At 68.4% G+C, this 21764-nt stretch carries 21 protein-coding genes; 10 read left to right on the top strand and 11 right to left on the bottom strand.

Annotated features, from left to right (window positions below; genetic code table 11):
- The first annotated feature begins 8 nt into the window (after positions 1–8).
- Positions 9–1196: a methyltransferase domain-containing protein gene (locus AC07NF_RS17660; RefSeq protein ID WP_494628753.1), complete on the top strand. Its 1188-nt coding sequence runs from the start codon at positions 9–11 to the stop codon at positions 1194–1196.
- Here the strand turns inward: AC07NF_RS17660 and AC07NF_RS17655 are convergent.
- Together AC07NF_RS17655 and AC07NF_RS17650 are read right to left on the bottom strand one after the other, a co-directional pair.
- The gene (locus tag AC07NF_RS17655) at positions 1193–1987 is read right to left on the bottom strand and encodes a hypothetical protein (RefSeq protein WP_494628754.1); all 795 of its coding nucleotides are present in this window, start codon (positions 1985–1987) and stop codon (positions 1193–1195) included. The genes AC07NF_RS17660 and AC07NF_RS17655 overlap by 4 nt on opposite strands.
- Before the next feature lie 102 nt (positions 1988–2089).
- Positions 2090–2260, bottom strand: coding sequence for a hypothetical protein (locus tag AC07NF_RS17650; protein ID WP_494628755.1), 171 nt, complete (start codon positions 2258–2260; stop codon positions 2090–2092).
- Between the two features lie 164 nt (positions 2261–2424).
- Between AC07NF_RS17650 and topA the strand changes: the two genes are divergently transcribed.
- Genes topA through rnr form a run of 3 tightly spaced genes read left to right on the top strand, consistent with a single transcriptional unit; the run spans position 2425 to position 7875 of the window.
- A complete protein-coding gene (gene topA, locus AC07NF_RS17645; RefSeq protein WP_494628756.1) occupies positions 2425–5124 on the top strand; it encodes a type I DNA topoisomerase in 2700 nt (899 codons plus the stop codon).
- Between the two features lie 37 nt (positions 5125–5161).
- A complete protein-coding gene (locus tag AC07NF_RS17640; RefSeq protein ID WP_494628757.1) occupies positions 5162–5536 on the top strand; it encodes a hypothetical protein in 375 nt (124 codons plus the stop codon).
- A 56-nt stretch (positions 5537–5592) separates the two neighbouring features.
- Positions 5593–7875 carry a ribonuclease R gene (gene rnr / locus AC07NF_RS17635; protein WP_494628758.1) on the top strand — a complete coding sequence of 761 codons (2283 nt, stop codon included), beginning with the start codon at positions 5593–5595 and terminating at the stop codon, positions 7873–7875.
- Here the strand turns inward: rnr and AC07NF_RS17630 are convergent, their stop codons facing one another.
- Positions 7876–8859 carry an SGNH/GDSL hydrolase family protein gene (locus AC07NF_RS17630; protein WP_494628759.1) on the bottom strand — a complete coding sequence of 328 codons (984 nt, stop codon included), beginning with the start codon at positions 8857–8859 and terminating at the stop codon, positions 7876–7878.
- 53 nt (positions 8860–8912) lie between these two features.
- Here AC07NF_RS17630 and AC07NF_RS17625 point away from each other — a divergent pair, with 53 nt between their 5' ends.
- Positions 8913–10061 carry a pyridoxal phosphate-dependent aminotransferase gene (locus AC07NF_RS17625; protein WP_494628760.1) on the top strand — a complete coding sequence of 383 codons (1149 nt, stop codon included), beginning with the start codon at positions 8913–8915 and terminating at the stop codon, positions 10059–10061.
- A gap of 132 nt (positions 10062–10193) precedes the next feature.
- On the opposite strand, the gene AC07NF_RS17620 is transcribed toward AC07NF_RS17625, so the two are convergent.
- Positions 10194–11492, bottom strand: coding sequence for an amidohydrolase (locus tag AC07NF_RS17620; RefSeq protein WP_494628761.1), 1299 nt, complete (start codon positions 11490–11492; stop codon positions 10194–10196).
- A 76-nt stretch (positions 11493–11568) separates the two neighbouring features.
- On the opposite strand from AC07NF_RS17620, the gene AC07NF_RS17615 reads away from it, so the two are divergent.
- The 3 genes from AC07NF_RS17615 to rpmG all read left to right on the top strand — a co-directional run bounded on the left by AC07NF_RS17615 (position 11569) and on the right by rpmG (position 13046).
- Positions 11569–12297 carry an NUDIX hydrolase gene (locus AC07NF_RS17615; RefSeq protein ID WP_494628762.1) on the top strand — a complete coding sequence of 243 codons (729 nt, stop codon included), beginning with the start codon at positions 11569–11571 and terminating at the stop codon, positions 12295–12297.
- 35 nt (positions 12298–12332) lie between these two features.
- On the top strand, positions 12333–12797 hold the full coding sequence (locus AC07NF_RS17610; RefSeq protein WP_492812184.1) for a DUF6265 family protein: 465 nt from the start codon (positions 12333–12335) through the stop codon (positions 12795–12797).
- An 81-nt stretch (positions 12798–12878) separates the two neighbouring features.
- On the top strand, positions 12879–13046 hold the full coding sequence (gene rpmG, locus AC07NF_RS17605) for a 50S ribosomal protein L33 (RefSeq protein ID WP_010920317.1): 168 nt from the start codon (positions 12879–12881) through the stop codon (positions 13044–13046).
- A 71-nt stretch (positions 13047–13117) separates the two neighbouring features.
- Here the strand turns inward: rpmG and AC07NF_RS17600 are convergent, their stop codons facing one another.
- The 7 genes from AC07NF_RS17600 to divK all read right to left on the bottom strand — a co-directional run bounded on the left by AC07NF_RS17600 (position 13118) and on the right by divK (position 20106).
- Positions 13118–13360, bottom strand: coding sequence for a hypothetical protein (locus AC07NF_RS17600; RefSeq protein WP_492812187.1), 243 nt, complete (start codon positions 13358–13360; stop codon positions 13118–13120).
- Between the two features lie 113 nt (positions 13361–13473).
- On the bottom strand, positions 13474–14277 hold the full coding sequence (locus AC07NF_RS17595; protein WP_494628763.1) for an NTP transferase domain-containing protein: 804 nt from the start codon (positions 14275–14277) through the stop codon (positions 13474–13476).
- Positions 14267–15295, bottom strand: coding sequence for a D-alanine--D-alanine ligase family protein (locus tag AC07NF_RS17590; RefSeq protein ID WP_494628764.1), 1029 nt, complete (start codon positions 15293–15295; stop codon positions 14267–14269). The genes AC07NF_RS17595 and AC07NF_RS17590 overlap by 11 nt, the downstream gene beginning before the upstream one ends.
- Positions 15296–15391: 96 nt before the next feature.
- A complete protein-coding gene (locus tag AC07NF_RS17585; RefSeq protein WP_494628765.1) occupies positions 15392–16531 on the bottom strand; it encodes a sugar-transfer associated ATP-grasp domain-containing protein in 1140 nt (379 codons plus the stop codon).
- 59 nt (positions 16532–16590) lie between these two features.
- Positions 16591–18228, bottom strand: coding sequence for an alkaline phosphatase PhoY (gene phoY, locus AC07NF_RS17580; protein WP_494629412.1), 1638 nt, complete (start codon positions 18226–18228; stop codon positions 16591–16593).
- A gap of 136 nt (positions 18229–18364) precedes the next feature.
- Positions 18365–19729 (bottom strand): PleD family two-component system response regulator, encoded by a 1365-nt coding sequence (locus tag AC07NF_RS17575; protein ID WP_494628766.1) that lies wholly within the window; start codon positions 19727–19729, stop codon positions 18365–18367.
- Entirely contained in the window at positions 19726–20106 is a 381-nt protein-coding gene (gene divK, locus AC07NF_RS17570) for a cell-cycle response regulator DivK (protein WP_454716973.1), read from the bottom strand. The genes AC07NF_RS17575 and divK overlap by 4 nt, the downstream gene beginning before the upstream one ends.
- Before the next feature lie 121 nt (positions 20107–20227).
- Between divK and AC07NF_RS17565 the strand changes: the two genes are divergently transcribed.
- Positions 20228–20875: a hypothetical protein gene (locus AC07NF_RS17565; protein WP_492812198.1), complete on the top strand. Its 648-nt coding sequence runs from the start codon at positions 20228–20230 to the stop codon at positions 20873–20875.
- Positions 20872–21762, top strand: coding sequence for an ROK family protein (locus AC07NF_RS17560; protein WP_494628767.1), 891 nt, complete (start codon positions 20872–20874; stop codon positions 21760–21762). Before AC07NF_RS17565 ends, AC07NF_RS17560 begins: the two co-directional genes overlap by 4 nt.
- Positions 21763–21764: the final 2 nt, after the last annotated feature.

The following is a 21764-nucleotide window of genomic DNA, read 5'->3' as shown; positions in this document are numbered from 1 at the left end:
GAGCGTCCATGGAAGCCCAGGCCATCGAAGACATGTTCGGCGTCGCCGTCGCCGCCAGCGCCGAGGGTCGGTTGGACGACGCCGAGGCCGCCTTCCGCGCCGTGCTGGTCATGAGCCCCGGCCACGACGAGGCCCTGTTCGGCCTGGGCCTGGCCTTGATGCAGACGAGACGCTTTGCAGAAGCTGTCGAGCCGCTGGCTCGGGCGGCTGACGCCTCAGACGATCCGATCCGCCACCAATGCCTGGCCCAGGCTCAGTTCCTGACCGGCGACTTCGCCGGCGCCGCCGCGACCTTCGCCGCCGCCGAAGCCGTAGAGCCCGTGCCTGAAGGCGCCCGCCTGACCTGGGCCCGCGCCGCCGCCTATGCCGCGCTCGACGGCGCGTCTGCGCAGGAGGCCCTGGACCTCTACGCTCGCATCGCCGGGTCCGACGCCGAGGATCCGGAAACCGTGGCCCGCGAGAGCTTCGGCATCCTGGTGGCCTTCCAGCGCCTGGACGCCGCCCGCGCCCTGGGCGCCTGGCTGGAGGCGCGCAACCCCGCCGACACGATCCGGGCGCACGAGCTGCGGGTGCTGGTCGAGCCGGGCATCGACAAGGCCCCGGCGTCCTACGTCGAGGCGCTGTTCGACGGCTTCGCCGAGCGCTTCGACCATCAGCTGGTCGACATGCTGGGCTACGAGGCCCCCGCCCTGCTGGCCGAGCTGATCGCGCAACACGGCCAAAAATTTGAACGCATCCTGGACCTGGGCTGCGGCACGGGCTTGGCCGGGCCGCACCTCAAGCGGTTCGGCGGCCGGCTGACCGGCGTCGACCTGTCCTCGGGCATGCTGGCCAAGGCCGCCGAGCGCGGCGGCTACTATGCCCTGATCCAAGACGAGGCCGTAACCTTCCTGGAGAGCAACCCCGGCGCCTTCGACCTGATCTTTTCCGCCGACGTGCTGATCTATTTCGGCGACCTAGCGCCCTTGTTCGCCGCCGCTGCGGCGGCGCTGGCGCCCGGCGGCCTGATGGCGGTCAGCACCGAGCTTGGCCAAGACGGCTGGACCCTGCTGCCCTCGGCCCGCTACGCCCACGGCGACGCCTATGTCCAGGCGAGCGCCTCCGGCTTCCGGATCCTCGAGCGCCAGGAAATCCCGCTGCGTCGCGAAGGCGCGGACGTCACCGTCGGCTGCCTGTACCTGCTCGAGCGCCTCTAGCCTCCTCGCCGCGCGCCCTTGGCGAACAGCAGGTCCGACCACTTCCAGTGACCACCGCCCAGCACGAAGCGGGCGCCGCCGGGGCCGTCGTTCAGCGAGATCAATACCAGGCCGCGCACCGGCTCGGCCTTGCAGGCGGCCGGGGCGAAGGCGACCTCCATCATGATCATCTCGCGCAAACCGGCCAGGCCGTCGCCCTCCTCGCCCGTGACCCGCGCCCAGTCGCCGCTCCACACCAGGGGTGCGCGGCCGGCGCCGACCGTGGCGCTGTGGGCCCGCATCAGCGAAGCGCGAGCGCGCGGGTTCTTGCGCAGGCCCTCCTGCAGCAGCCGGACCATGTCGCAGCCGTCCCCGCCGCCGCCCCCGCCGCTGCCTGAACCAGCCCTCGCCGCGCCCTGCAGCTCGGAATCACCCAGGCCCATGACCGGACTGGGGGCCGGATCACGACTGGCCACCAGGGTCGGGACGTTCTTGGGCGGCGCCTTGGTCACCCGCAGCGGCGAGCGCGGCGCCGCCTTGGGCTTGTCCTTGGGCTTTTCGGGCGACGGTGGTTTGGCCGGGGCCTTCACCGGCGACTTGGGGGCGTCATGCGGCGCGGGCGGCGGCGGAGGGGGTGGCGGCGGCGGCGGAGGTGGCGGTGGGGGATCGACCAGCGTCACCATCACCGATGGCGGCTCAGGCGTCGGCGGCGTCACATGGGCGGCCATCAGCACCGCCACGGCGGCGACGTGCGCGCCAACGCTCACGATCAAGGCCACGCCTTTCCGGCCGCGTCGTCTCCACTGCGCCATCAATCCGCCGCGTCACAGGCCGAAGCGCCGGCCCAAGCCACGACTTTGGCCACGCTCCCGCGTCAGGAACGTGGCGATTGGTCTAGCTTGAAGAGAGGCGTCTTAGACCGACAGGTCCACCAGCAGCCCCGTCCCCGCGGCCGGCGCGGCGCGCACGGCTTGCTTCAGCCGATCGGCGATTTCCGCGCGTTCGGCGTTCGAGGTCACGGCCTTGATCGGTTGGACCGGCGAGACATAGGCCTCGGTGGCGATCCGGTTCACGCTCAGGTCCATTGGGATCCGGTCATAAAACGACGTCCCGATGCTCACACAACGGTCTTAACAAGCGGCTAAGCGCTGCCGTTTCTACCGGCCTGCGTTGACAGACCCCTAGCCGGGCCCCACTTTCCCGGCGCTCGCCTCCAGGGCGATCGCTTTGCTTGCAGCCCAGAGTCAGAATGAACGTCGTCGTCGTCGAGAGCCCGGCCAAGGCCAAGACCATCAACAAGTACCTCGGGTCCGACTACACGGTTCTCGCCTCGTACGGTCACATCCGTGACTTGCCGTCCAAGGACGGTTCGGTCGAACCGGACAACGACTTCGCCATGAGCTGGGAGGTCGACGCCAAGGCTTCCAAGCGGGTCAGCGACATCGTCGACGCCCTGAAGAAGGCCGACCGCCTGATTCTGGCCACCGACCCGGATCGCGAAGGGGAAGCGATCAGCTGGCACGTCCTGGAAGTGCTGAACAAGAAGAAGGCGCTGAAGGACAAGGCCGTCCAGCGCGTCACCTTCAACGCCATCACCAAGACGTCCGTGCTGGAGGCCATGGCCAATCCGCGCGACGTCGACATGGAGCTGGTCGAGGCCTATCTGGCCCGCCGCGCCCTCGACTACCTGGTCGGCTTCACCCTCTCGCCGGTGCTGTGGCGGAAGCTGCCGGGCAGCCGCTCGGCCGGCCGCGTGCAGTCGGTCTGCCTGCGCCTGATCGTCGACCGCGAGATCGAGATCGAGCGCTTCAAGACCCAGGAATATTGGACCGTCGACGCCGACGTCTCGGCCGGCGCCGATCCGTTCCTGGCCCGCCTGGTCAAGCACGAAGGCAAGAAGCTCACCAAGTTCGACCTGAACAACGAGACCTCGGCCCTGGCCGCCAAGGCCGCCGTCGGCGCGGCCGTGTTCAAGGTCGCCGCCGTCGAGAAGAAGCCCGGCAAGCGCTCACCCGCCCCGCCCTTCACCACCTCGACCCTGCAGCAGGAAGCCGCCCGCAAGCTGGGCTTCAGCGCCCAACGCACCATGCAGGCCGCCCAGAAGCTGTACGAAGGCATCGACATCGGCGGCGAGACCGTCGGTCTGATCACCTACATGCGTACGGACGGCGTGTCGGTCGAGCCGGAAGGCATCGCCGAGGCGCGCAGCGTGATCGGCAAGGTCTATGGCGACACCTACGTCCCCGAAACCCCGCGCTACTACAAGGCCAAGGCCAAGAACGCCCAGGAGGCCCACGAAGCCATCCGCCCGACCAGCCTGAACCGCAACCCGGGCTCGCTGCGTCTGGAGTCGGACCTGGGCCGCCTGTACGAGCTGATCTGGAAGCGGATGATCGCCTCCCAGATGGAAAGCGCCCGCATCGAGCGCACCACGGTCGACCTGGAGAGCGCCGACGGCCAGACCGGCATGCGCGCCACGGGTCAGGTCGTGCTCTTCCCCGGCTATCTGGCCGTCTATGAAGAAGGCCGCGACGACGAGGGCGACGAGGACAGCGCCCGCCTGCCGATGATCGAGGAAGGCGCCGCCGCCAAGGTCATCGAGGCCCGCGCCGACCAGCACTTCACCGAACCGCCGCCGCGCTATTCGGAAGCCAGCCTGGTCAAGAAGATGGAAGAGCTGGGGATCGGCCGTCCGTCGACCTACGCCTCGGTCCTGACCGTGCTGCGCGACCGCGAATACGTGAAGATGGACAAGCAGCGCTTCGTCCCCGAGGACAAGGGCCGCCTGGTCACCGCGTTCCTGGAGCAGTTCTTCAAGCGCTACGTCGAATACGACTTCACCGCCGCCCTGGAAGAGCAGCTGGACCTGGTGTCGGACGGCAAGCTGGACTGGAAACAGTTCCTCCGCGACTTCTGGAAGGACTTCCACGCCGCCGTCGGCGAGATCGCCGAGTTGCGCACGACCAACGTCCTGGACGCGCTGAACGAGGCCTTGGGTCCGCACATCTTCCCGGACAAGGGTGATGGCAGCAATCCGCGCCTGTGCCCGACCTGCGGCTCGGGTCAGCTGTCGCTGAAGACCGGCAAGTTCGGGGCCTTCATCGGCTGCTCGAACTATCCCGAATGCCGCTACACCCGCCAGCTGGGCGTGTCGGAAGGCGACGGCGAGGCCGAGAGCGCCGACAAGGAACTGGGGACCAACCCGGTGACCGGCCTGGCCGTGTGGCTGAAGAACGGCCGCTTTGGTCCTTATGTCGAGGAACTGGCCGCCGCCGACAGCGGCGAGAAGCCCAAACGCTCGTCCCTGCCCAAGGGCTGGATCGCCTCGGCCATGGACCTGGAGAAGGCCCTGCGCCTGCTCTCGCTGCCGCGTGAAGTCGGCAAGCACCCGGACGACGGCAAGGTCATCACGGCGGGCCTGGGACGCTTCGGACCGTTCGTGCTGCACGACGGCACCTACGCCAATCTGGAGAACGCCGACGAGGTGTTCGACGTCGGTTTGAACCGCGCCGTGGCCATCCTGGCCGACAAGCGGGCCGGCGGCGGACGTCCGCAGCGCGGCGCCGCGGCGGCTCTGGCCGAGCTCGGCAACCACCCCGAGGACGGTAAGCCGGTGCGCGTGCTGTCGGGCCGCTTTGGCCCATACATCAAGCACGGCGACACCAACGCCAATGTGCCCAAGGGCAAGGACCCGGCCTCCATCACCATGGACGAGGCCGTGGCCCTGATCGCCGAGCGCGCCGCCAAGGGCGGTGGCAAGAAACCGGCGAAGAAGGCTGCTGCCCCGAAGAAGGCCGCCGCCAAGGCTGAAGGCGACGCTCCAGCCAAGAAGACGGCCGCGAAGAAGCCGGCAGCCAAAAAGCCTGCGGCGAAGAAGGCCGCGCCCAAGGCTAAGGCCGCCGCCGAGACGACCGAGGACGGCGCCGCCCCTTGGGACGACGAAGCCTAATCTGTTCAGTTTGACGGCAGGGGAGTAGAGTTCAGGCATGACGACGCTGGAACGTCCCCTGCCGCTGCATGTCGTGGTGTCCGCGCTGATCCTGTGCTGCGTGGGCGGCTTCGCCATGGGCCTGACCAACGCCATGAAGATCGATCGCGGCGGCCTGGAAACCTCCAAGCAGCCGCTGGCCGAGGTCTCGGGCGTGCCGGTCAAGGACGCCGCCCCCGCCCTCGCCTACGAGCCGCCGCCGGTCGAGAAGCCCAAGCCCAAGGCCGTCGAGGTCGAGACCGCCGAACAGGAAGCCCCGATCGCTTCCCCGGTCGTCGAGGCTCCGCCTTCGACACCCACGCCCGCCGCCGCTCCGGCTGCGGCGAAGCCCGCCGAACCGACGCCGCCGCGCTCGATCGAAGACCTGTACTAGGGTCCCACTAGGCCCCACGTCTGGCCATCCGCCCCCGTAACGGGGTAAGGCAGGACATGGCCAAACTTCGCCCGACCAAGACTTTCAAGCCCAAGCCGCCCGCCGGTCTGCCTGACCGCGAGACGCTGATCGCGTTCCTGCGCGACGCCGGCGAGAGCGGCAAGGCCGACATCGCCCGCCACTTCGGCCTCAAGGGCGCTGACCGCCGGGCCCTGCGCGAGATGATCCGCGAACTGGAGGCCCAGGGCGCGCTGGCCAAGCGCGGCCGCAAGGGCTTCGCGGAAGCCGGCTCCCTGCCGCCGGTGGGCGTGGCTGACGTGGTCGATCGCGATGGCGACGGCGAGCTCTACGTCAAACTGACCAAGTCCGACGACGACGTGCCCAATGTCCGCCTGGCCCCGACCAAGGGCGAGGCCGCGGCCGGCGCGCCGGGGCTGGGCGACCGCCTGCTGGTCCGCTTCGATCGCCTGGAGACCGGCGAGTTCGAAGCCAAGCTGATCAAGAAGCTGGGTCAGAGCGCCCACAAGGTGCTGGGCGTCATCCGCAAGCACCGCAAGGAAATCCGCGTCGAGCCGGTCGACCGCAAGTCCAAGGACGTCCTGGTCCTGGACCCTAGCGTCGCCCACGACTTCAAGGACGGCGATCTGGTCCTCGCCCAGGTCGGCACGCATGGCGGTCGTTATGGTCCCAAGCCCGGCAAGGTGCTGGAGGTGGTCGGCACCGAGAATGATCCCCGCGCCGCCTCGCTGATCGCCATCCATAGCCACGGCATCCCGACCGGCTTCTCCGAAGCCGCCGAGGCCGAGGCCAAGACCGCCGTCGAGCCGACGCTGACGGGTCGCGAAGACCTGCGGCATCTGCCGTTCGTGACCATCGACCCGGTGGACGCTCGCGACCACGACGACGCCGTCTTTGCCCACCGCGACGAGGACGCGACCAATGTCGACGGCTGGGTGGTCTGGGTGGCCATCGCCGACGTCGCCGCCTATGTGCGCCCCGGTTCGGCCCTGGACCGTGACGCCCGCGAGAAGGGCAACAGCGTCTACTTCCCCGACCGGGTCGAGCCGATGCTGCCCGAGACCCTGTCCAACGGACTGTGCTCCCTGCGCGAAGCTGAGAACCGCGCCACGCTGGCCGTGCGGATGGTGTTCGACAAATCGGGCCGCAAGAAGGGCCACAAGTTCGTGCGCGGCCTGATGCGCTCGGCCGCCAAGCTGTCCTACGAGCAGGCCCAGTCGGCCATCGACGGCCAGCCGGACGACAAGTCCGGCCCGCTGCTGGAGCCGATCCTGCAGCCGTTGTGGGAAGCCTACCGGACGATGAAGATCGGCCGCGACGCCCGCTCGCCCCTGGCGATCGAGAGCGACGAGCGCCGGATCATCATCCGCGAGGGCGAGATCCTCTCGATCACCAAGCGCGCCAGCCTGGAAGCCCACAAGCTGATCGAGGAGATGATGGTGCAGGCCAATGTCTGCGCCGCCGAGAGCCTGGAGGCCAAGCGCTCGCCCCTGATCTACCGGGTGCACGACACGCCCAGCCTGGAGAAGATGCAGAACCTCTCCGACTTCCTGCAGACGCTGGAGATCCGCTGGGACAAGGGCCAGGCCCCGCAGACCTCGCGCTTCAACAAGCTGCTGGACGAGACGCGCGAGGGGGCCAATGCGGCGATCATCAATGAGGTGGTCCTGCGCACCCAGATGCAGGCCCACTACAACAGCGAGAACATCGGCCACTTCGGCCTGAACCTGGCCAAGTACGCCCACTTCACCAGCCCGATCCGGCGTTATGCCGACCTGATCGTCCACCGGGGCCTGATCCGGGCGCTGGGCCTGGGCGACGACGGCCTCACCGATCAGGACATCGCCCAGATCAAGGACACGGCCGAGGTCATCACCCACGCCGAGCGCCGGGCCATGGCCGCCGAGCGCGACGCCACCGACCGCTACATCGCCGCCTTCCTGGCCGACCGCGTGGGCGCGACCTTCGCGGGCCGGGTCACCGGGGTCACGCGCTTTGGCCTGTTCATCAAGCTGGCCGACACCGGCGCCGACGGCCTGGTGCCGGTCTCGACCCTGGGCGAGGAGTTCTTCGTCCACGACGAGAAGCTGCACGCCCTGGTCGGCGACCGGACCGGCCAGCGCTGGACGCTGGGCATGAACGTCGAGGTCAAGCTGGTCGAGGCCACGCCCGTGACCGGCGGCCTGCTGTTCGAGATGCTCAGCGACCCGATGCCGGCCGATCCGAAGATGCCGCGTCCTCGGTTGGGGGCGAGGCGGCAGGCGGCGGTGAAGCCGCGCGGCGGGCTGCCGAAGGGTGTTCGGCGCGGCAAGCGGCGCTAGCTAGTTGGCGCGGATCGCCGCCTCCAGGCGATCCGCCATCATCTTCTGGTCCGCGACCGACGGGTGCCAGTGGCAGGCGCCGCGGTCCATGTCGGTGATCCGCACGGCCTTGGCGCCGGTGCGGTCGGCGACCTGCGCGACGTCCTCGGCGAACGTGTCGCCGGCGATCAGGAACACCCGCGCGCCGGGCCGGCTGGCCTTCAGCCCCTGGACGAAGGTCACGTAGGTCTCGCGGTAGTCATGCCGCAACGCCGCCTCGTCGGCCCAGGCCTCGCCGGCATGCAGGGGTGTGGAGAAGTCGTTGGTGCCCAGGCCAATGACCACCACATCCGGCTTCCAGGCGTCGTTCGCCGCGCGCGGCTCGGCCTGCCCCGGGATCACGCGCGGGAACAGGAACGGCAGCGGCTCGCCGGCCGCCACACCGTTGTAGTTCCGCACCACACCCCGGCCCGAGAAAGCCTCGATGCGGTAGTCGGCGTTCAGACGGCTCGCCAGGATCGGCCCGAAGGCCAGGCTGGTGTCGGTCAGGTCGTGGACCTGCTGCTCGGTGCAGTCGCGGCTGGTCGAGCGCACGCCGTAGCCGACCGTGTGGGAGTCGCCGATGAACTCCATCCGGCGCGGGCGACTAGTCGCGGGCAGCGCCCTGCCCTGCTCGACGAAGAACCCTTCGAACCGCGCCAAGCCGGTCTGGCTCTCGGTCAGCTTGTCCAGGCGCACGACGTGCGGGCCGGGACCCAGGTCGCCTAGTTTCAGACGGGTCTCGCCGGGATTGGCCAGCTCGGCCTTGCGGACGCCATCGACGCTGACGGCCAGGTGCTCGGCGCCGGGCTGGACCGCGATCTCGACCTCGGGACCCGTGAAGCGTCCTTCGAAATAGACCCCCGGCCAGCCGAAGTCGTAAGCCCCCTCCGGCGCGGGGGCCACGCGCCCCCCGATGTTCAGGGGCGTCTGGACCAGGGCGGCGGCGAGGAGAAGCGCGAGCATGTCCTCTTCTCAAGCGGGATGCGCGCCGCGTCAAACCCCGCTATGGCACAGGCATGCGCGCAGAGATCGAACCCTTCCACGCCATCGCCATCAGCCGCCTGGCTCACCAGCTGAAGGCCGAGGGGCGCTCGATCATCCACATGGAGTTCGGCCAACCCTCGACCGGTGCGCCCAGCAAGGCGATCGCGACGGCGCACCAGATCCTGGACGCCGAGGCCATGGGCTATTGGGAGAGCCCGCTGCTGCGCGAGCGCATCGCCCAGCGCTACCAGACGCTCTACGGCGTCACGGTCGAGCCCGAGCGGATCGTGCTGACCTGCGGCGCTTCGCCCGCGCTCGTGCTGGCGCTCTCCAGCGTGTTCACGCCCGGCGACCGCATCGCCCTGGCCCGCCCCGGCTATGTCGCCTATCGCAACAGCTTGAAGGCACTGCACCTGGAGCCGGTCGAGATCGCCTGCGGACCGGAAGACCGCTTCCAGCTGACCGCCAAGCACCTGGCGGAACTGGACCCCGCCCCGGCCGGCGTCATCGTCGCCAGCCCGGCCAATCCGACCGGCACGATCATCGCGCCCGAAGAACTCGAAGCCATCGCCAAGGTGTGCCGGGAACGCGGCATCCGCATCATCAGCGACGAGATCTATCACGGCCTCAGCTACACCGGCCGCACACCGTCGATGCTGGAGTTCGCGCCCGACGCCCTGATCGTTAACAGCTTCAGCAAGTACTTCAGCATGGCCGGTTGGCGGCTGGGCTGGCTGCTGGCGCCGCTGGGCGAGGACCTGGACCGCGCCCGGGCCTATGTCGGCAACCTGTTCCTGACCGCGCCCTCGCTGAGCCAGCACGCAGGCCTGGCCGCCATGGACTGCATCGACGAGCTGGAAGCCCATATCGACGTCTATCGCGCCAATCGCCAACGGATGCTGGACGCCCTGCCGGCCCTGGGTCTGCGCAAGATCGCCCCGCCGGATGGGGCGTTCTACATCTGGGCGGACATCGGCCACCTGACGGACGACTCGCTGGGGTTCTGCCAGCAGCTCTTGAAGGACACCGGCGTCGCCACGGCGCCCGGCGTCGACTTCGACCCGGTCGAGGGCAAGCACTTCATCCGCTTCAGCTTCGCGGTGTCGACGGCGGAGGTCGAGGAGGCGCTGCGGCGGATTACGCCGTGGTTCGCGGCGCGCTCAGCACAGGCCCCCACCTGACCCGCTACGCGGGTCTGTCCGCCCCCAAGCGGGGCGGAGAGGAACCACAACGCCCGCACCGGGGCGCGCACCTCTCCTCCCCCTCTTGGGGGAGGGGGACCGGCGAAGCCGGTGGAGGGGCCAGCGCCGCCTCTACTTCTTCTCCAGATAATCCAGCGCCATGAAGACCTCGGCCTTCACGCCGGTCTCGAACACCGCCTCGTCCACATCGAAGAGCGGCGAGTGATTGGCCGGCGCCGTCGCCGCCGGGACGTCCGCCTTGCGCCCGCCCAGTTGCACGAACACCCCCGGCACCTTCTCGGCGTACATCGAGAAGTCCTCGGCCCCGGTCACCAGCGCCGCCTTGTCATCGACCTTGCCGGCCGAGGCTTTCTCCAGGCTGGCCTTGACCCAGCTCGACAGCGCCGGGTCGTTGTAGGTCACCGGATAGGGCTGGCTGAACACCGCCTCGGCCTTGGCGCCGTAGCGGTCGCCGATGCTGGCCACCGCCTTCTGCACCTTGGCGACCAGATCCTCGTGACGGGCCTTGGAGAAGGTCCGCATGGTCCCCTCCATCTTCAGGTCCTCGGGGATGATGTTCTGGCGCATGCCCATGTTGATCACCGCGATGGTCACCACCGACGGCGAGGCGCCGACATCGACCTGGCGGGCGGCGATCTGGTTCATGGCCTGGATGATGTCGGCGGCCACGCTGGCCATGTCGACGCCCGCCCAGGGTCGCGCGCCATGGGTCTGCTTGCCCTTCACCGTGATCGTCAGGCGGTCGGACGAGGCATAGAAGCCCTCGGGTCGGTAATTCAGCTGGTGGGCGTCGCCGGGGCCGATGTGCAGGCCGAAGATGGCGTCGACCTTGGGCTGGTCCAGCGCCCCGTCGCGGATCATCAGCTTGGCGCCGCCCTCCTCGCCGGCCTGCGGGCCTTCCTCGGCAGGCTGGAAGATCAGGACAACCGTGCCCTTGATGTCCTTCTTCATGCCGGCCAGCACGGTCGCCGCGCCCAGCAGCATGGCGACGTGGGTGTCGTGGCCGCAGGCGTGCATGACGGGCACCGTGCGGCCCTCCCAGGTCGCCGTGACCTTGGAGGCGAACGGTAGGCCGGTCTTTTCCTCGACCGGCAGGGCGTCCATGTCGGCGCGCAGGGCCACGACCTTGCCGGGCTTGCCGCCCTTGAGGATGCCCACCACGCCGGTCTTGCCGACGTTCTCGCGGACCTCGAAGCCCAGGGCCTTCAGCTCCTTGGCGATCAGGGCCGAGGTGCGGACCTCCTGGTTGCCCAGTTCGGGATGCTCGTGGATCTCGCGCCTCCAGGCGATGACCTTGGGCTGCACGGCCTTGGCCGCCGCCTCGACCTGCGCCTTGGACGGCGCCGCGATCGCAGGCGCGCCAACAGCCAGGCCGGCGACCAGCGCCAGCGTCGAAATCCGTCCGATCATGGTGAAGCCCCTCAAGAATACGCCCTGACGTTACGTCGGTCTTTCCAGGCCGCGCAATCGGTCTAACCTCGCCGGCATGACCCTGCCGCCGATCGACGCCAAATTCGACACGATCAACGACGGCGCCGTGCGCGAGACCGGCGCGACGATCACGCCCAAGCACGCGGCGACCGTGATCATCGTCCGCACCGACGGCCCCTCGCCGCGCCTCTTGATGGGCCGGCGCAACGGCGGCGTCGCCTTCATGCCCGACAAGTGGGTGTTCCCCGGCGGCCGCGTCGACAAGACCGACTACGACGCCCCCAGCGCCACCGAGCTGTCACCGGAAGTCGCCGCCCGCCTTGGCCTTGAGCCCCGCCACCCCAAGCCCGCCCGCCTGGCCCGCGCCCTGGCCCTGGCGGCCGTGCGCGAGACCTTCGAGGAGACAGGCCTGCTGCTGGCCAAGGAAGCCCCTGCACGCCCCGGCGCAGGGCCCTGGCGGCCATTCCTGGCCCAGGGCGCCCTGCCCGACCTCGCGCCGCTGTCCTTCGTGGCCCGCGCCATCACCCCGCCCTATCGCCCGCGCCGCTTCGACGCCCGTTTCTTCATGGCCCCCGCCGAGGCGCTGCTGTCGCTGGAACGTCGCCCCGACTGCGGCGAGCTGGACGAGATCGCCTGGGTCGACTTCCAGGAAGCCATGGCTCTCGACCTGCCCAACATCACTCGCTTCGTGGTTCACGAGATCGGCCAGCGACTCGCGGACACTGGACGGCCGGCCCCCTTCATGCGTTTCCTGAACGGCAAGCGGCATCTGACCCACCTCTGATCTCCGGTGGGTCCCTCGGGGGAGGAGATTCGCGAATGATCGGTACGATTCTGGCTTTGGCTCTGCAGGCAACGCCCGCACCGCCGCCATCGGACATCAACAAGCTCGCCTTTATCAGCGGCTGCTGGACCCTGACCCGGCCCAACGGCGCCAAGATCGAAGAGCAGTGGCTGGCCCCGGCCGGCGGCGCGATGATCGGCATGAGTCGCACGGTCCGCGACGGCAAGCTGCGCGAGTTCGAGTTCATGCGCATTTTGCCCGCCGCCGACGGCAAGCTGCAGTACGTGGCGATTCCCTCCGGCCAGGCCGAGGCGGCCTTCCCGGTGAAGGAGATCGCCGACAACGCCGTGACCTTCGAGAACCCGCAGCACGACTTCCCGCAGCGGATCCTGTACCGCCTGGTCGACAAGGACACCCTGGTGGCCCGGATCGAGGGCTCCGTTGGGGGTCAGGCCCGGTCGGCGGACTTTCCTTACAAGCGGTGTACCGCCGCCAATTGACTTTGAGCTGCCGATGAGTATGTTCCGCGCCTCTTATTTCCAACGCGCGGGAACCTGCGCGACCATCGCAGGGATTCGACCATGGCCAAACCGGCTTCCATCAAGATCCGCCTGAACTCGACGGCGGACACCGGCTTCTTCTACGTCACCAAGAAGAACGCCCGCACCAAGACCGAAAAGATGGTGCTGAAGAAGTACGATCCGGTCATCCGCAAGCACGTCGAATTCCGCGAAGGCAAGATCAAGTAAGATCGCTTTCAGCGCTACGACACACGAAAACGCCCGGCTAGCGATAGCCGGGCGTTTTTGATTCTAGCTGTTTACCGGCCGATCCAGAGCCAGCGGAAGAACGCGAAGCTCCCCCACAGCACGGTCACGATCAGCAGCACCGGCCCGACGCAGACGGCGGCGAACGCGCCCAGCATCGCGGCGGTGGATAACCCGCCCGACAGATGTTCACTGGCCTGCGCGCCCAGCACGAACAGGACCACACAGGTCAAAATGCCCAGGACCAGCCATCCGGCTGGAAACGGATGCTTCTTGGCTCGAACTCTTGCTCTCATCACCACACGCCCTCCCGCATAGGATGCATACGGAGGATGTGCGACAGGAATGTTCGAGGTCCTAAAAAAGCGACCTAACTCTTGTTAACCACGCTGGACTGCCATCCAAGCAGTCAGGCGGCGTTGGCGACCGCCCGCTTGGCCAGCAGCGTCTGGGCCACGCCGAAGGTGCGCTCGTTGTCGACGTCGATGGCGTGGGCGCCGTCGACCAGGACCACCGGCTCGACCTTGAGTCGGAAGCGGCGGCCCAGGCGCATCAGCGCGCCGCGCAGCGACAGCCGGCCCATCAGCATCAGGGCCAGGTTGATCGGCCCCAGGGCCATGATCATCCGCATCGGCTTTTTGGCGAACTGCCCGCCGCTGCGGAAGCTCTCGGCCGCCGAGGTCGCGGCCGGACCGGCGAAGGCGTAGAGATTGCAGTTCGAATAGGCGTCGTCCCAGAACTTGTAGAACCGCCGCTGGCCTTCCGGATGGGCCGCCAGCACCGAGGCTTGCGTCGCCATGGCCAGGGAGACATCCGCCCCGTTCTCCAGGACCGCCAGAACCTCGGTCACCGCGCCGGGCGTCAGCAGGACGTTGTCGCCCGTGGTCACCAGGATCGGCATGTCGCCCACGCCCTCGACGGCGGCATAGACGCTGTCGGCCAGGTTGTTGGCGGCGGGGACGTAGTCGATCAGCAGCCTGCCGCCGTGCGGCAGCACCGCGTCGATCAGCGGCGCGGTCTCCGGCTCGACGACGATGCGCAGACGGGTGAGGCCCGGCGTCGCGGCCAGCGCGTCCACGACATAGCGCACCAGCGGCGCGCCGTGGATCGGCACGAGGTTCTTGTTCACGACCCCGGCGGCCTCGGCCAACGGGTCCACCCTGCCTGGCCGCTGCCCGGCCAGGATCACGCCGACGAAAGGCTTAGGCAGCAACAAAGTCGAACGCCTTCTGCAGCAGGCCCTGGCGCTCGAGGCTCTCCGTCAGGATGGTCTCGATCAGCTGGGCGTGGCTCCAGCCCATCTGCTGGGCGGCCATCGAGATGGTCTTCTTGGACCACAGATTGCAGTTCAGGTTCACTTCCAGGAACTGGACCTCGCCGGTGGCGAGGTCGAGACGGAACTCGAAGCGGCCGTAGTCGAACGGCATGAACTCACGCATCATTTCGCGGGCGCGAGTCTCGGCGGTGCGCTGCAGGACGCCGGCCTCCAGCGGCCGGATTTCGTAGGCCTGGCCGCCGACCAGGTTGCGCTTCTCCTGATAGGTGCGCAGCTGGGCCGGGTTGATCTGCTCGACGATCTGGGTCGGCAGAATGAAGGGCTCGCCGTTCAAGGTGATGGCCGAGACCTCGATATCGTGGCCCTGGATAAACGGCTCGACGATGACGTCATGGCCCTCTTCCTGGAGGGCGACCACCGCCTCGCGCACGCCGCCCCAATCGAAGGCGTCCCCGACGCCCCAGCTGGCCGAGGAGGCGTTGGGCTTGATCACGAAGTGGTCGCCGGGCGGCAGCAGGGCCGGATCCAGCGGCGCGCCGCGACGATAGACGGCCCACGGCGCGGTCGGGATGCCACGCGCGACGGCGGCGCGCTTGGTCAGGTGCTTGTCGTCCGACAGGCCGCGCAGGATCGGGCTCGCGCCCAGATACGGCAGGGCCAGGCGGTTGCAGAGCAACGGGACCAGCATCTCTGAATTCAGGAAACCTGCGCGGTTCAGCAGCGGGAACACGAAGTCTACGTTCGGGCGCTCGAACAGCACGCTGTACTCGTCGGCGACCATCAGGTTGACGCCGATGTCCTCCAGCGTCTCGCGCATCTCGCAGTGATAGACCGCGTGCGTGCCGTCCTCGGGATGCAGCTCGCCCCGCCCCTTGGCGTGCTTGGCGATCAGCATGATGCGCAGGGCGCGCTTGGCCTCGAGCGGAAGGCTTCGCGGAGCAGCGTAGCGGGTCATCGGTTGCCTCCTGAGGCCCGGCGACCGACGGGCCCCTTACCCACGGCCGCCTGGATGACGAGGTTCCGAGCCTAGGAGCGCCCCATGACGTGCGCGCTACGGTTTCATGGCAAGATGATAAGCCAGCAGCGCGCCATAACGACCACCGCCCAGGCCCTGGCGGGCGGCGCGCTGAGGCATCAGAACGCCGGGCTTGCCGTTGCCCTCGATCAGCATTGGACCGTCCGGGGTCAGGGCCACGTCCCAGCCGATCAGGGCGTAGTCGGAGAAGGCCTCGGCGTGGGCGCGGCGGACCAGCCCCTTGGCCGCGGCCCAGTCGGGCAGCTTGCGGCCGATGATCGTCGCGCCGGTGACCGGATGCACGGCGTGGTCGCCACCGCCATAGCCCTTGCAAGCCAGGCCCAGGGTGCCGATCGGCAGGTCGACAGCGCAGATCAGCCCGCCGGCCTTCATGTTGTCGACCCGCGCCCCGGCGACGGAGGCAAAACGGAAGGTGGCGCTGACGGCCTCAGGCGCGCCGACCTCGTCGACCATGGTCACGATCCGCACGGTCGGCAGGGCGTCCAAAGCGAGGCCCAGCAGCGAGGGATGCGGCAGGACGCGATCCTGGACCACGAAAGCGCCTCGGCCACGCGGCAGGCGGGCGGTCAGGTCGGCGGCGTCCTTGACCTTCTCCAGCACCACGACGCCGTCGCCGCCCTCGCCGTCCGTCGGCTTGAGGACCAGGTCGCGGCCGGCGGGGTCGGCCTTCAGGTCCAGGCGACCATCGCGGACGATGGCCACGGTCCGGGGCGTCGGCAGGTTGGCCGTCTGGCAGCGGGCCTGGAAACGCGCCTTGTCGGCCAGGGCGCAGCGCGCGGTCCAGCCCAGCGGGTTGATGCGCTTGTTCAGCGCCGCGTCTTCATAGCGGCGGATATAGTCGTCCAGCTGGCCCGCCTCGGTGATGCGAAACAGCGCCAGGTCGTTGGGATCGGCGAAGCGGGCGCGAGCGATCTGGATGGCGCGCGTGCGCCAGGCCTCGTCCAGGCCGAATTTCTTCTGCACCTTGGCCGCGCGCCACGGGATCCAGGCCTTGAAGGCCAGCCCGACCAGCGCATCCAGCCCCGCCCTGATCGGCCCGCGCCGGCTCTGGCGACGGGCGTAGTGCGCCGTCAGGCAGCGCGCCGACACCGGCGCGGTGACGCCGGGATAGATCCCGTACGCCTTCTTGAGAAAGTAGAAGCGGTCGTAGCCCATGCCATTCCCCCGGGACGGGAAGGACTAGCGACCGCTTGTGACGATTCTAGAACGCCGTTCTAACAAGCTTGACCATAAACCAGCGGCCTGCACACGCCGTCGACATCGGCGGGCGGCTTGACGCCCGTGGCGGCGGCGATGGTCGGCGCGATGTCGACCGTATCCAGCGGCAGGACTCGCTCGTGCGGGGTCGCGCCCTTCCACCAGAACAGGATCGGCACGCGTCGGTCATAGTCCCAGGGACTGCCGTGGGTGGAGACATAGGTCGCCCCCGCCGTGGCCGGCACGCGATTGGGCTTGAAGGCCACCAGGATGTCGCCCACCCGGCCCGGATAGGCGCTGCGGCGCAGGCGCTCGGCCACCGAGATCTCTTCCGGATAGGCGTCGGCTGGGGCGGCCTCCAGGGTCAGGATGACGTTGGAGTCGAAGGCCTCGGCCACGGCCGGGTCGCGCTTAATCAGCACCAGGGCGGCGGCGGTGACGCGGGCGCGGTCGGTGATCGAGGGCGTCTTGCCGTCGGGACCGACGACATAGACCTGGTCGATGCCGCCATCGGCCTTCAGCGGATCCCACGACAGGTCGAGATCAACGCGCAGCTGCTTGTTCAGCCCGGCGATCCACGGCTTGCCCAGGACGCGCTCGCTGTCATAGCCCTCGTCATGCAAGCGCTCGGCGAAGTCGGCGCCGCCGTGGTCAGCGGCCAGGACCACCAGGACCCCGCCCTTCACCTTGTCCAGGCTCTTGAGGAACGCGCCCAGGCGGTCGTCCAGGCGGGCGATCTGGTCGCACATCTCCGGACCGCGCGTGCCGTAGCGGTGGCCAATGAAGTCGGTGGCCGACAGGCTGACCGTCAGCACGTCGACCTGCGGACCGTCGCCCAAGCCGTAGGTCTCGCGCAGGCCCTGGGCCAGCTCCAGGGTCGCCGCGTCGGTATAGGGGCTGGCGTAGAGGTCGCGCTGCTTGCCGGCGTCATCGGCCGCCGCCGGAATCGGCAGGCCCGCATGCCACTTGCGACCGCCGGTCTCGTAGTCCGCCTCCAGCGCCTTGCAGCGCTTGGCCGAGTCCTTGGCGTAGTCCCAGGTGAACGGGTGCTTCTTGAGGTCCGCCGCCAGCTTGGCGTTGAGGGCGGCGACGGGCTTGAGCCGCTCTTCCGCCGTCTGGCCCTCGCGGACATAGGTCGTGAAGCCAAAACCCGGCTGGTACCAGAACTGGCCGTCGGCCTGGTGGCCCGACATGGTGATCGCGCCGCGATCCTTGCCCGAGACGCCGAACACGCGGCTCTTCGGCGAGACCTCTTTCAGCCAGTCGCCATAGGTCGTGGCGACCATGTTGGCCGGCGACACCGCCCTGCCCTTCGGATCGTCGGCCAGGGTCACGCTGGGATCGGCCAGGCAGTAGACCGTCTTGCCCGTGGCGCGGTCGTACCAGTCATTGGCGCTGATGCCGGTCTTGTTGGGATGCTTGCCCGTCAGCAGGGTCGAGTGGCCCGGGCACGTCTCGGTGAAGGCGTGCGACTGGTAGCCGTTCGGATAGACGATCCCGCTGCTCAGCGTCGCCAGCCCGCCGGTGAACTCAGCCCGGTGCTGGGCGTAGAGATTGGCGCTGAACTGGTCGACCGAGATGACCACGACCAACTTGGGGTCGGGCTTGGTCTCGGCTTGGGCGGCGAAGCCCACGGAGACAGCGGCGGCGGCCACGGCGCCGAAGGTAAGCATCTTCTTCATACGAGCGATTTCGCCCGAACACTTCATCCGCGCAAGGACGGAAGGGTTTCCGCGCTGAAATGTAAGCCGGCTGGCAGCCCTGTGACATTCAGCTTGGGAAGCTGACGTTCTACGCGGCCTTGCCGACCACCGCGTTCCGGCCCGAGGCCTTGGCCTGGTACACGCCTTCGTCGGCGCGCTTCAGCAGGGCTTCGGGCGTGTCGCCCTGGCCGATCGTGGCCGAAACGCCGACCGAGATGGTCACCGTCAGCAACTCCTGGCCGTGGGCCACCTTAAAGGGCGAGCCGGCGACGTTGTTGCGGATCCGCTCAGCGATGCGCAGGGCGTCCGCCAGCTGGGTGTCGGGCATCACCACCACGAACTCTTCCCCGCCAAAGCGGCACGGCAGGTCGATGGCGCGAACGTTCGAGGCCAGGCGCAGGGCGAACTCGCGCAGCACCTCGTCGCCGATGTCATGGCCGAAGGTGTCGTTGATCTTCTTGAAGAAATCGATGTCGATCAGCAGGGCCGAGACCGGCTCGCCGCCCATGGTCGCGCGCTTGACCAGCGAGTCGAGCTGGCCGGTCATGTAGCGGCGATTGTGCAGGCCGGTGAGCTGGTCGGTGACGGCCAGCTCCAGCGAGTGATCCAGATTGTTGCGCAGATAATCGGTGTAGCGCTTGCGCTGGATCTGCGTCTTGACGCGGGCCGACAGCTCCTGCGGGTCCACCGGACGCGACAGGATGTCGTTCACGCCGATCTCCAGCGCCTTGACCATGCGGCCGCGGTCGTCGGGATCGACCATGGCCAGGACCGGCAGCTGACGGGTGCGCTCTTCGGACCGCAGCGAGGCGGTGAAGCGCAGGCCGTCGAAGCCCTTGGCCGAAGCATTGACGATGACCAGGTCGACCGGACCGCCGGCGCTGACCTTGGCCTTTTCGGGATCGCTCTCGATGACCGGGCGATGCTCGACGCCCAGCTCGGCGGCGATGCGCTGAGCCTGGCGCTCGTTGTCGTCGACCACCAGGATGCGGCCGCCCAGGCCGTCCAGGCGGGCGGCGGCGCCAGCGATCACGCCGATGCGGCGGCCCGAGGCCTCGCGCTGGCGCAGTTCGTCGATCACCAGCTTGAAGCGGGTCAGGCTGCGCACGCGGGCGAACAGCATGACGTCGTCGATCGGCTTGGTCAGGAAGTCCGAAGCGCCCGATTCCAGGCCCTGGATGCGATCAGCGCGGCCGTCCAGGGCCGTGATCAGCACCACCGGGATGTGGCGGGTGGTCGGGTCTTCTTTCAGTTTGCGGCAGACGGTGAAACCGTCCATGCCGGGCATCATCACGTCCAGCAGGATGATGTCGGGCAGGTCCTTGGAGGCCATGGCCAGGGCCGTCGGCCCGTCCATGGCGGTCGAGACCTCATAGTACTCGGCCGTCAGCTTGGCCTCGAGCAGGCGGACATTGGCCTCGATGTCATCGACGACGAGGATCCGGGCGCTCATGCAGCGGGGACCTTGTCCAGCAGGCGCTTGATCACGTCCAGGAAGTGGACCACCGAGATCGGCTTGGAGATATAGGCCTCGCAGCCGCCCTCGCGAATCCGCTCCTCGTCGCCCTTCATAGCGAACGCGGTGACGGCCACGACCGGGATATGCGCCAGGTCGTCGTCTTCCTTGAGCCACTTGGTGACTTCCAGCCCGGAAATCTCCGGCAGCTGAATGTCCATCAGAATCAAGTCGGGCTTGTTGTCGCGAGCAATGGACAGCGCCGACAGACCCTCGCGGGTCTGCAGGGTCTCGTAACCCTGGGCTTCGAGCAGATCATGAAAGAGCTTCATGTTCAGCTCGTTATCCTCCACGATGAGGACCTTCTTCGTCATCCTTACCCCGACCAAACGGTCACGTGACGACACATAGGGATTCGCGCCGTCTTCCAGAACCTGATGGCACGAATATCCTTAAGCCCGCGCTAATCGCGTTAAGACCCAACGATCCGAGCTCATGGAACAACAGTACTCCGACCTCCAGGCCTGCGCCATTTCTCCCGCCGCGCCGCTGGTCATCGTCGATGTCGACGAGGTGCTGGCCCAGTTCATGCGCGGCTTCGGCGCCTTTGTGGAGCGCCATGGCTTCGAGCTGCGGGTCGACCGTTTCGCCCTGTTCCAGAACCTTTATCGGCCTGGAGAGACGGAACACCTCGATCTGATCGCGGGCAAGGCCCTGTTCGATGATTTCTTCCGCGACGGGGCCGACGACCTGATGCCGGCGATCGGCGCGGCCGACGCCCTGGCCGACCTGTCGACGCGCGCCGAGGTGGTCATCCTGACCAATGCGCCAGAGCACGGACGCCTCGCGCGGATCAAGTGGCTGAAAACCCACGGCTTCGACTATCCCCTGATCATCAACAGCGGCCCCAAGGGACCGCCCGCCGCCGAACTGTCCGATCGAACCACGGGCCCAGCCGTCTTCATCGATGACCTTTTGCCGCAGCTCGAATCGGTGGCTGAGAAGGCTCCGCGTGTCGGCCGGTTCCAGATGGTCAGCGACGAGCGCCTGCGCCCCTTCGCCCCCTCCGCCCCCGATCGTCACACGCGCATAGACGAGTGGCCCGCCTTGAAGGCGGCGATCGAGGAGCGTCTGTTCACATGATCCGCTTCGGCATCGATTTCGGCGGCACCAAGATCGAGGCCGCCGCCCTCGACGCGCAGGGCCAGTTCGTCGCCCGCGTCCGCAAGCCCAATCCGGGCAACTACAAGGACGCGCTGGAGGTCGTGGCCGAGCTGGTCAAGGACGCCGAGGCCATGGCCGGCGCGACCTGCGCGCGACTGGGCATGGGCATCCCGGGCTCGATCTCGCCCCGCTCGGGCCTGATCCGCAACGCCAACAGCACCTATCTGAACGGCCAGCGCTTCGGCGAGGACCTGTCCCAGCGCCTGGCCCGTCAGGTGCGCCTGGCCAATGACGCCAACTGCCTCGCTTTGTCGGAAGCCGCCGACGGCGCGGGCGCCGGCGCGCGCGTGGTGTTCGCCGTCATCATCGGCACCGGCTGCGGCGGCGGGGTCGTCGTCGATGGCAAGATCATCGACGGCCACAATGGCTTCGGCGGCGAGTGGGGCCATATGCCCCTCCCCTGGCCCAAGCCGGACGAGTATCCCGGCCCCGAGTGCTGGTGCGGACGCAAAGGGTGCATGGAGAAGTGGGTCTCCGGCCCGGCGTTTTCGCATGACGCGGGCTTCCCGACCGGCCAGGCGACCATGGACGCCATCCAGTCGGGCGACGCCTCGGCCGCCGCGGCCCTGGACCGCTATGTCGACCGCTTAAGCCGAGGCCTGGCCGCGATCTGCGACATCATCGATCCGGACGTCATCGTGCTGGGCGGCGGCATGTCGAATGTCGATGCGCTTTATGAGCGCCTGCCCGCCGCTATCGCCCCGCATGTCTTCTCGGACGTCTTCGAGACCCCGGTGAAGAAGGCCGCCCATGGCGACAGCTCCGGCGTGCGCGGGGCCGTGTGGCTGTGGCCGCCGGAGGCCTAGGG

The sequence above is a fragment of the Caulobacter sp. GW821-FHT10A06 genome (genome assembly GCF_059415805.1).
This window is presented reverse-complemented; position numbering and strand designations above follow the sequence as displayed.

Excerpts from the sequence above, each read along its gene's own strand:
- AC07NF_RS17585 (WP_494628765.1), bottom strand. The coding sequence starts at position 16,531 with ATGGGCTACGACCGCTTCTACTTTCTCAAGAAGGCGTACGGGATCTAT.
- AC07NF_RS17560 (WP_494628767.1), top strand. The coding sequence starts at position 20,872 with ATGATCCGCTTCGGCATCGATTTCGGCGGCACCAAGATCGAGGCCGCC.
- AC07NF_RS17630 (WP_494628759.1), bottom strand. The coding sequence starts at position 8,859 with ATGCTCGCGCTTCTCCTCGCCGCCGCCCTGGTCCAGACGCCCCTGAAC.
- divK (WP_454716973.1), bottom strand. The coding sequence starts at position 20,106 with ATGACGAAGAAGGTCCTCATCGTGGAGGATAACGAGCTGAACATGAAG.
- AC07NF_RS17610 (WP_492812184.1), top strand. The coding sequence starts at position 12,333 with ATGATCGGTACGATTCTGGCTTTGGCTCTGCAGGCAACGCCCGCACCG.
- topA (WP_494628756.1), top strand. The coding sequence starts at position 2,425 with ATGAACGTCGTCGTCGTCGAGAGCCCGGCCAAGGCCAAGACCATCAAC.
- rpmG (WP_010920317.1), top strand. The coding sequence starts at position 12,879 with ATGGCCAAACCGGCTTCCATCAAGATCCGCCTGAACTCGACGGCGGAC.
- AC07NF_RS17660 (WP_494628753.1), top strand. The coding sequence starts at position 9 with ATGGAAGCCCAGGCCATCGAAGACATGTTCGGCGTCGCCGTCGCCGCC.
- AC07NF_RS17620 (WP_494628761.1), bottom strand. The coding sequence starts at position 11,492 with ATGATCGGACGGATTTCGACGCTGGCGCTGGTCGCCGGCCTGGCTGTT.
- AC07NF_RS17625 (WP_494628760.1), top strand. The coding sequence starts at position 8,913 with ATGCGCGCAGAGATCGAACCCTTCCACGCCATCGCCATCAGCCGCCTG.
- AC07NF_RS17600 (WP_492812187.1), bottom strand. The coding sequence starts at position 13,360 with ATGAGAGCAAGAGTTCGAGCCAAGAAGCATCCGTTTCCAGCCGGATGG.
- AC07NF_RS17590 (WP_494628764.1), bottom strand. The coding sequence starts at position 15,295 with ATGACCCGCTACGCTGCTCCGCGAAGCCTTCCGCTCGAGGCCAAGCGC.
- AC07NF_RS17650 (WP_494628755.1), bottom strand. The coding sequence starts at position 2,260 with ATGGACCTGAGCGTGAACCGGATCGCCACCGAGGCCTATGTCTCGCCG.
- rnr (WP_494628758.1), top strand. The coding sequence starts at position 5,593 with ATGGCCAAACTTCGCCCGACCAAGACTTTCAAGCCCAAGCCGCCCGCC.
- AC07NF_RS17640 (WP_494628757.1), top strand. The coding sequence starts at position 5,162 with ATGACGACGCTGGAACGTCCCCTGCCGCTGCATGTCGTGGTGTCCGCG.
- AC07NF_RS17565 (WP_492812198.1), top strand. The coding sequence starts at position 20,228 with ATGGAACAACAGTACTCCGACCTCCAGGCCTGCGCCATTTCTCCCGCC.
- AC07NF_RS17655 (WP_494628754.1), bottom strand. The coding sequence starts at position 1,987 with ATGGCGCAGTGGAGACGACGCGGCCGGAAAGGCGTGGCCTTGATCGTG.
- AC07NF_RS17615 (WP_494628762.1), top strand. The coding sequence starts at position 11,569 with ATGACCCTGCCGCCGATCGACGCCAAATTCGACACGATCAACGACGGC.
- AC07NF_RS17575 (WP_494628766.1), bottom strand. The coding sequence starts at position 19,729 with ATGAGCGCCCGGATCCTCGTCGTCGATGACATCGAGGCCAATGTCCGC.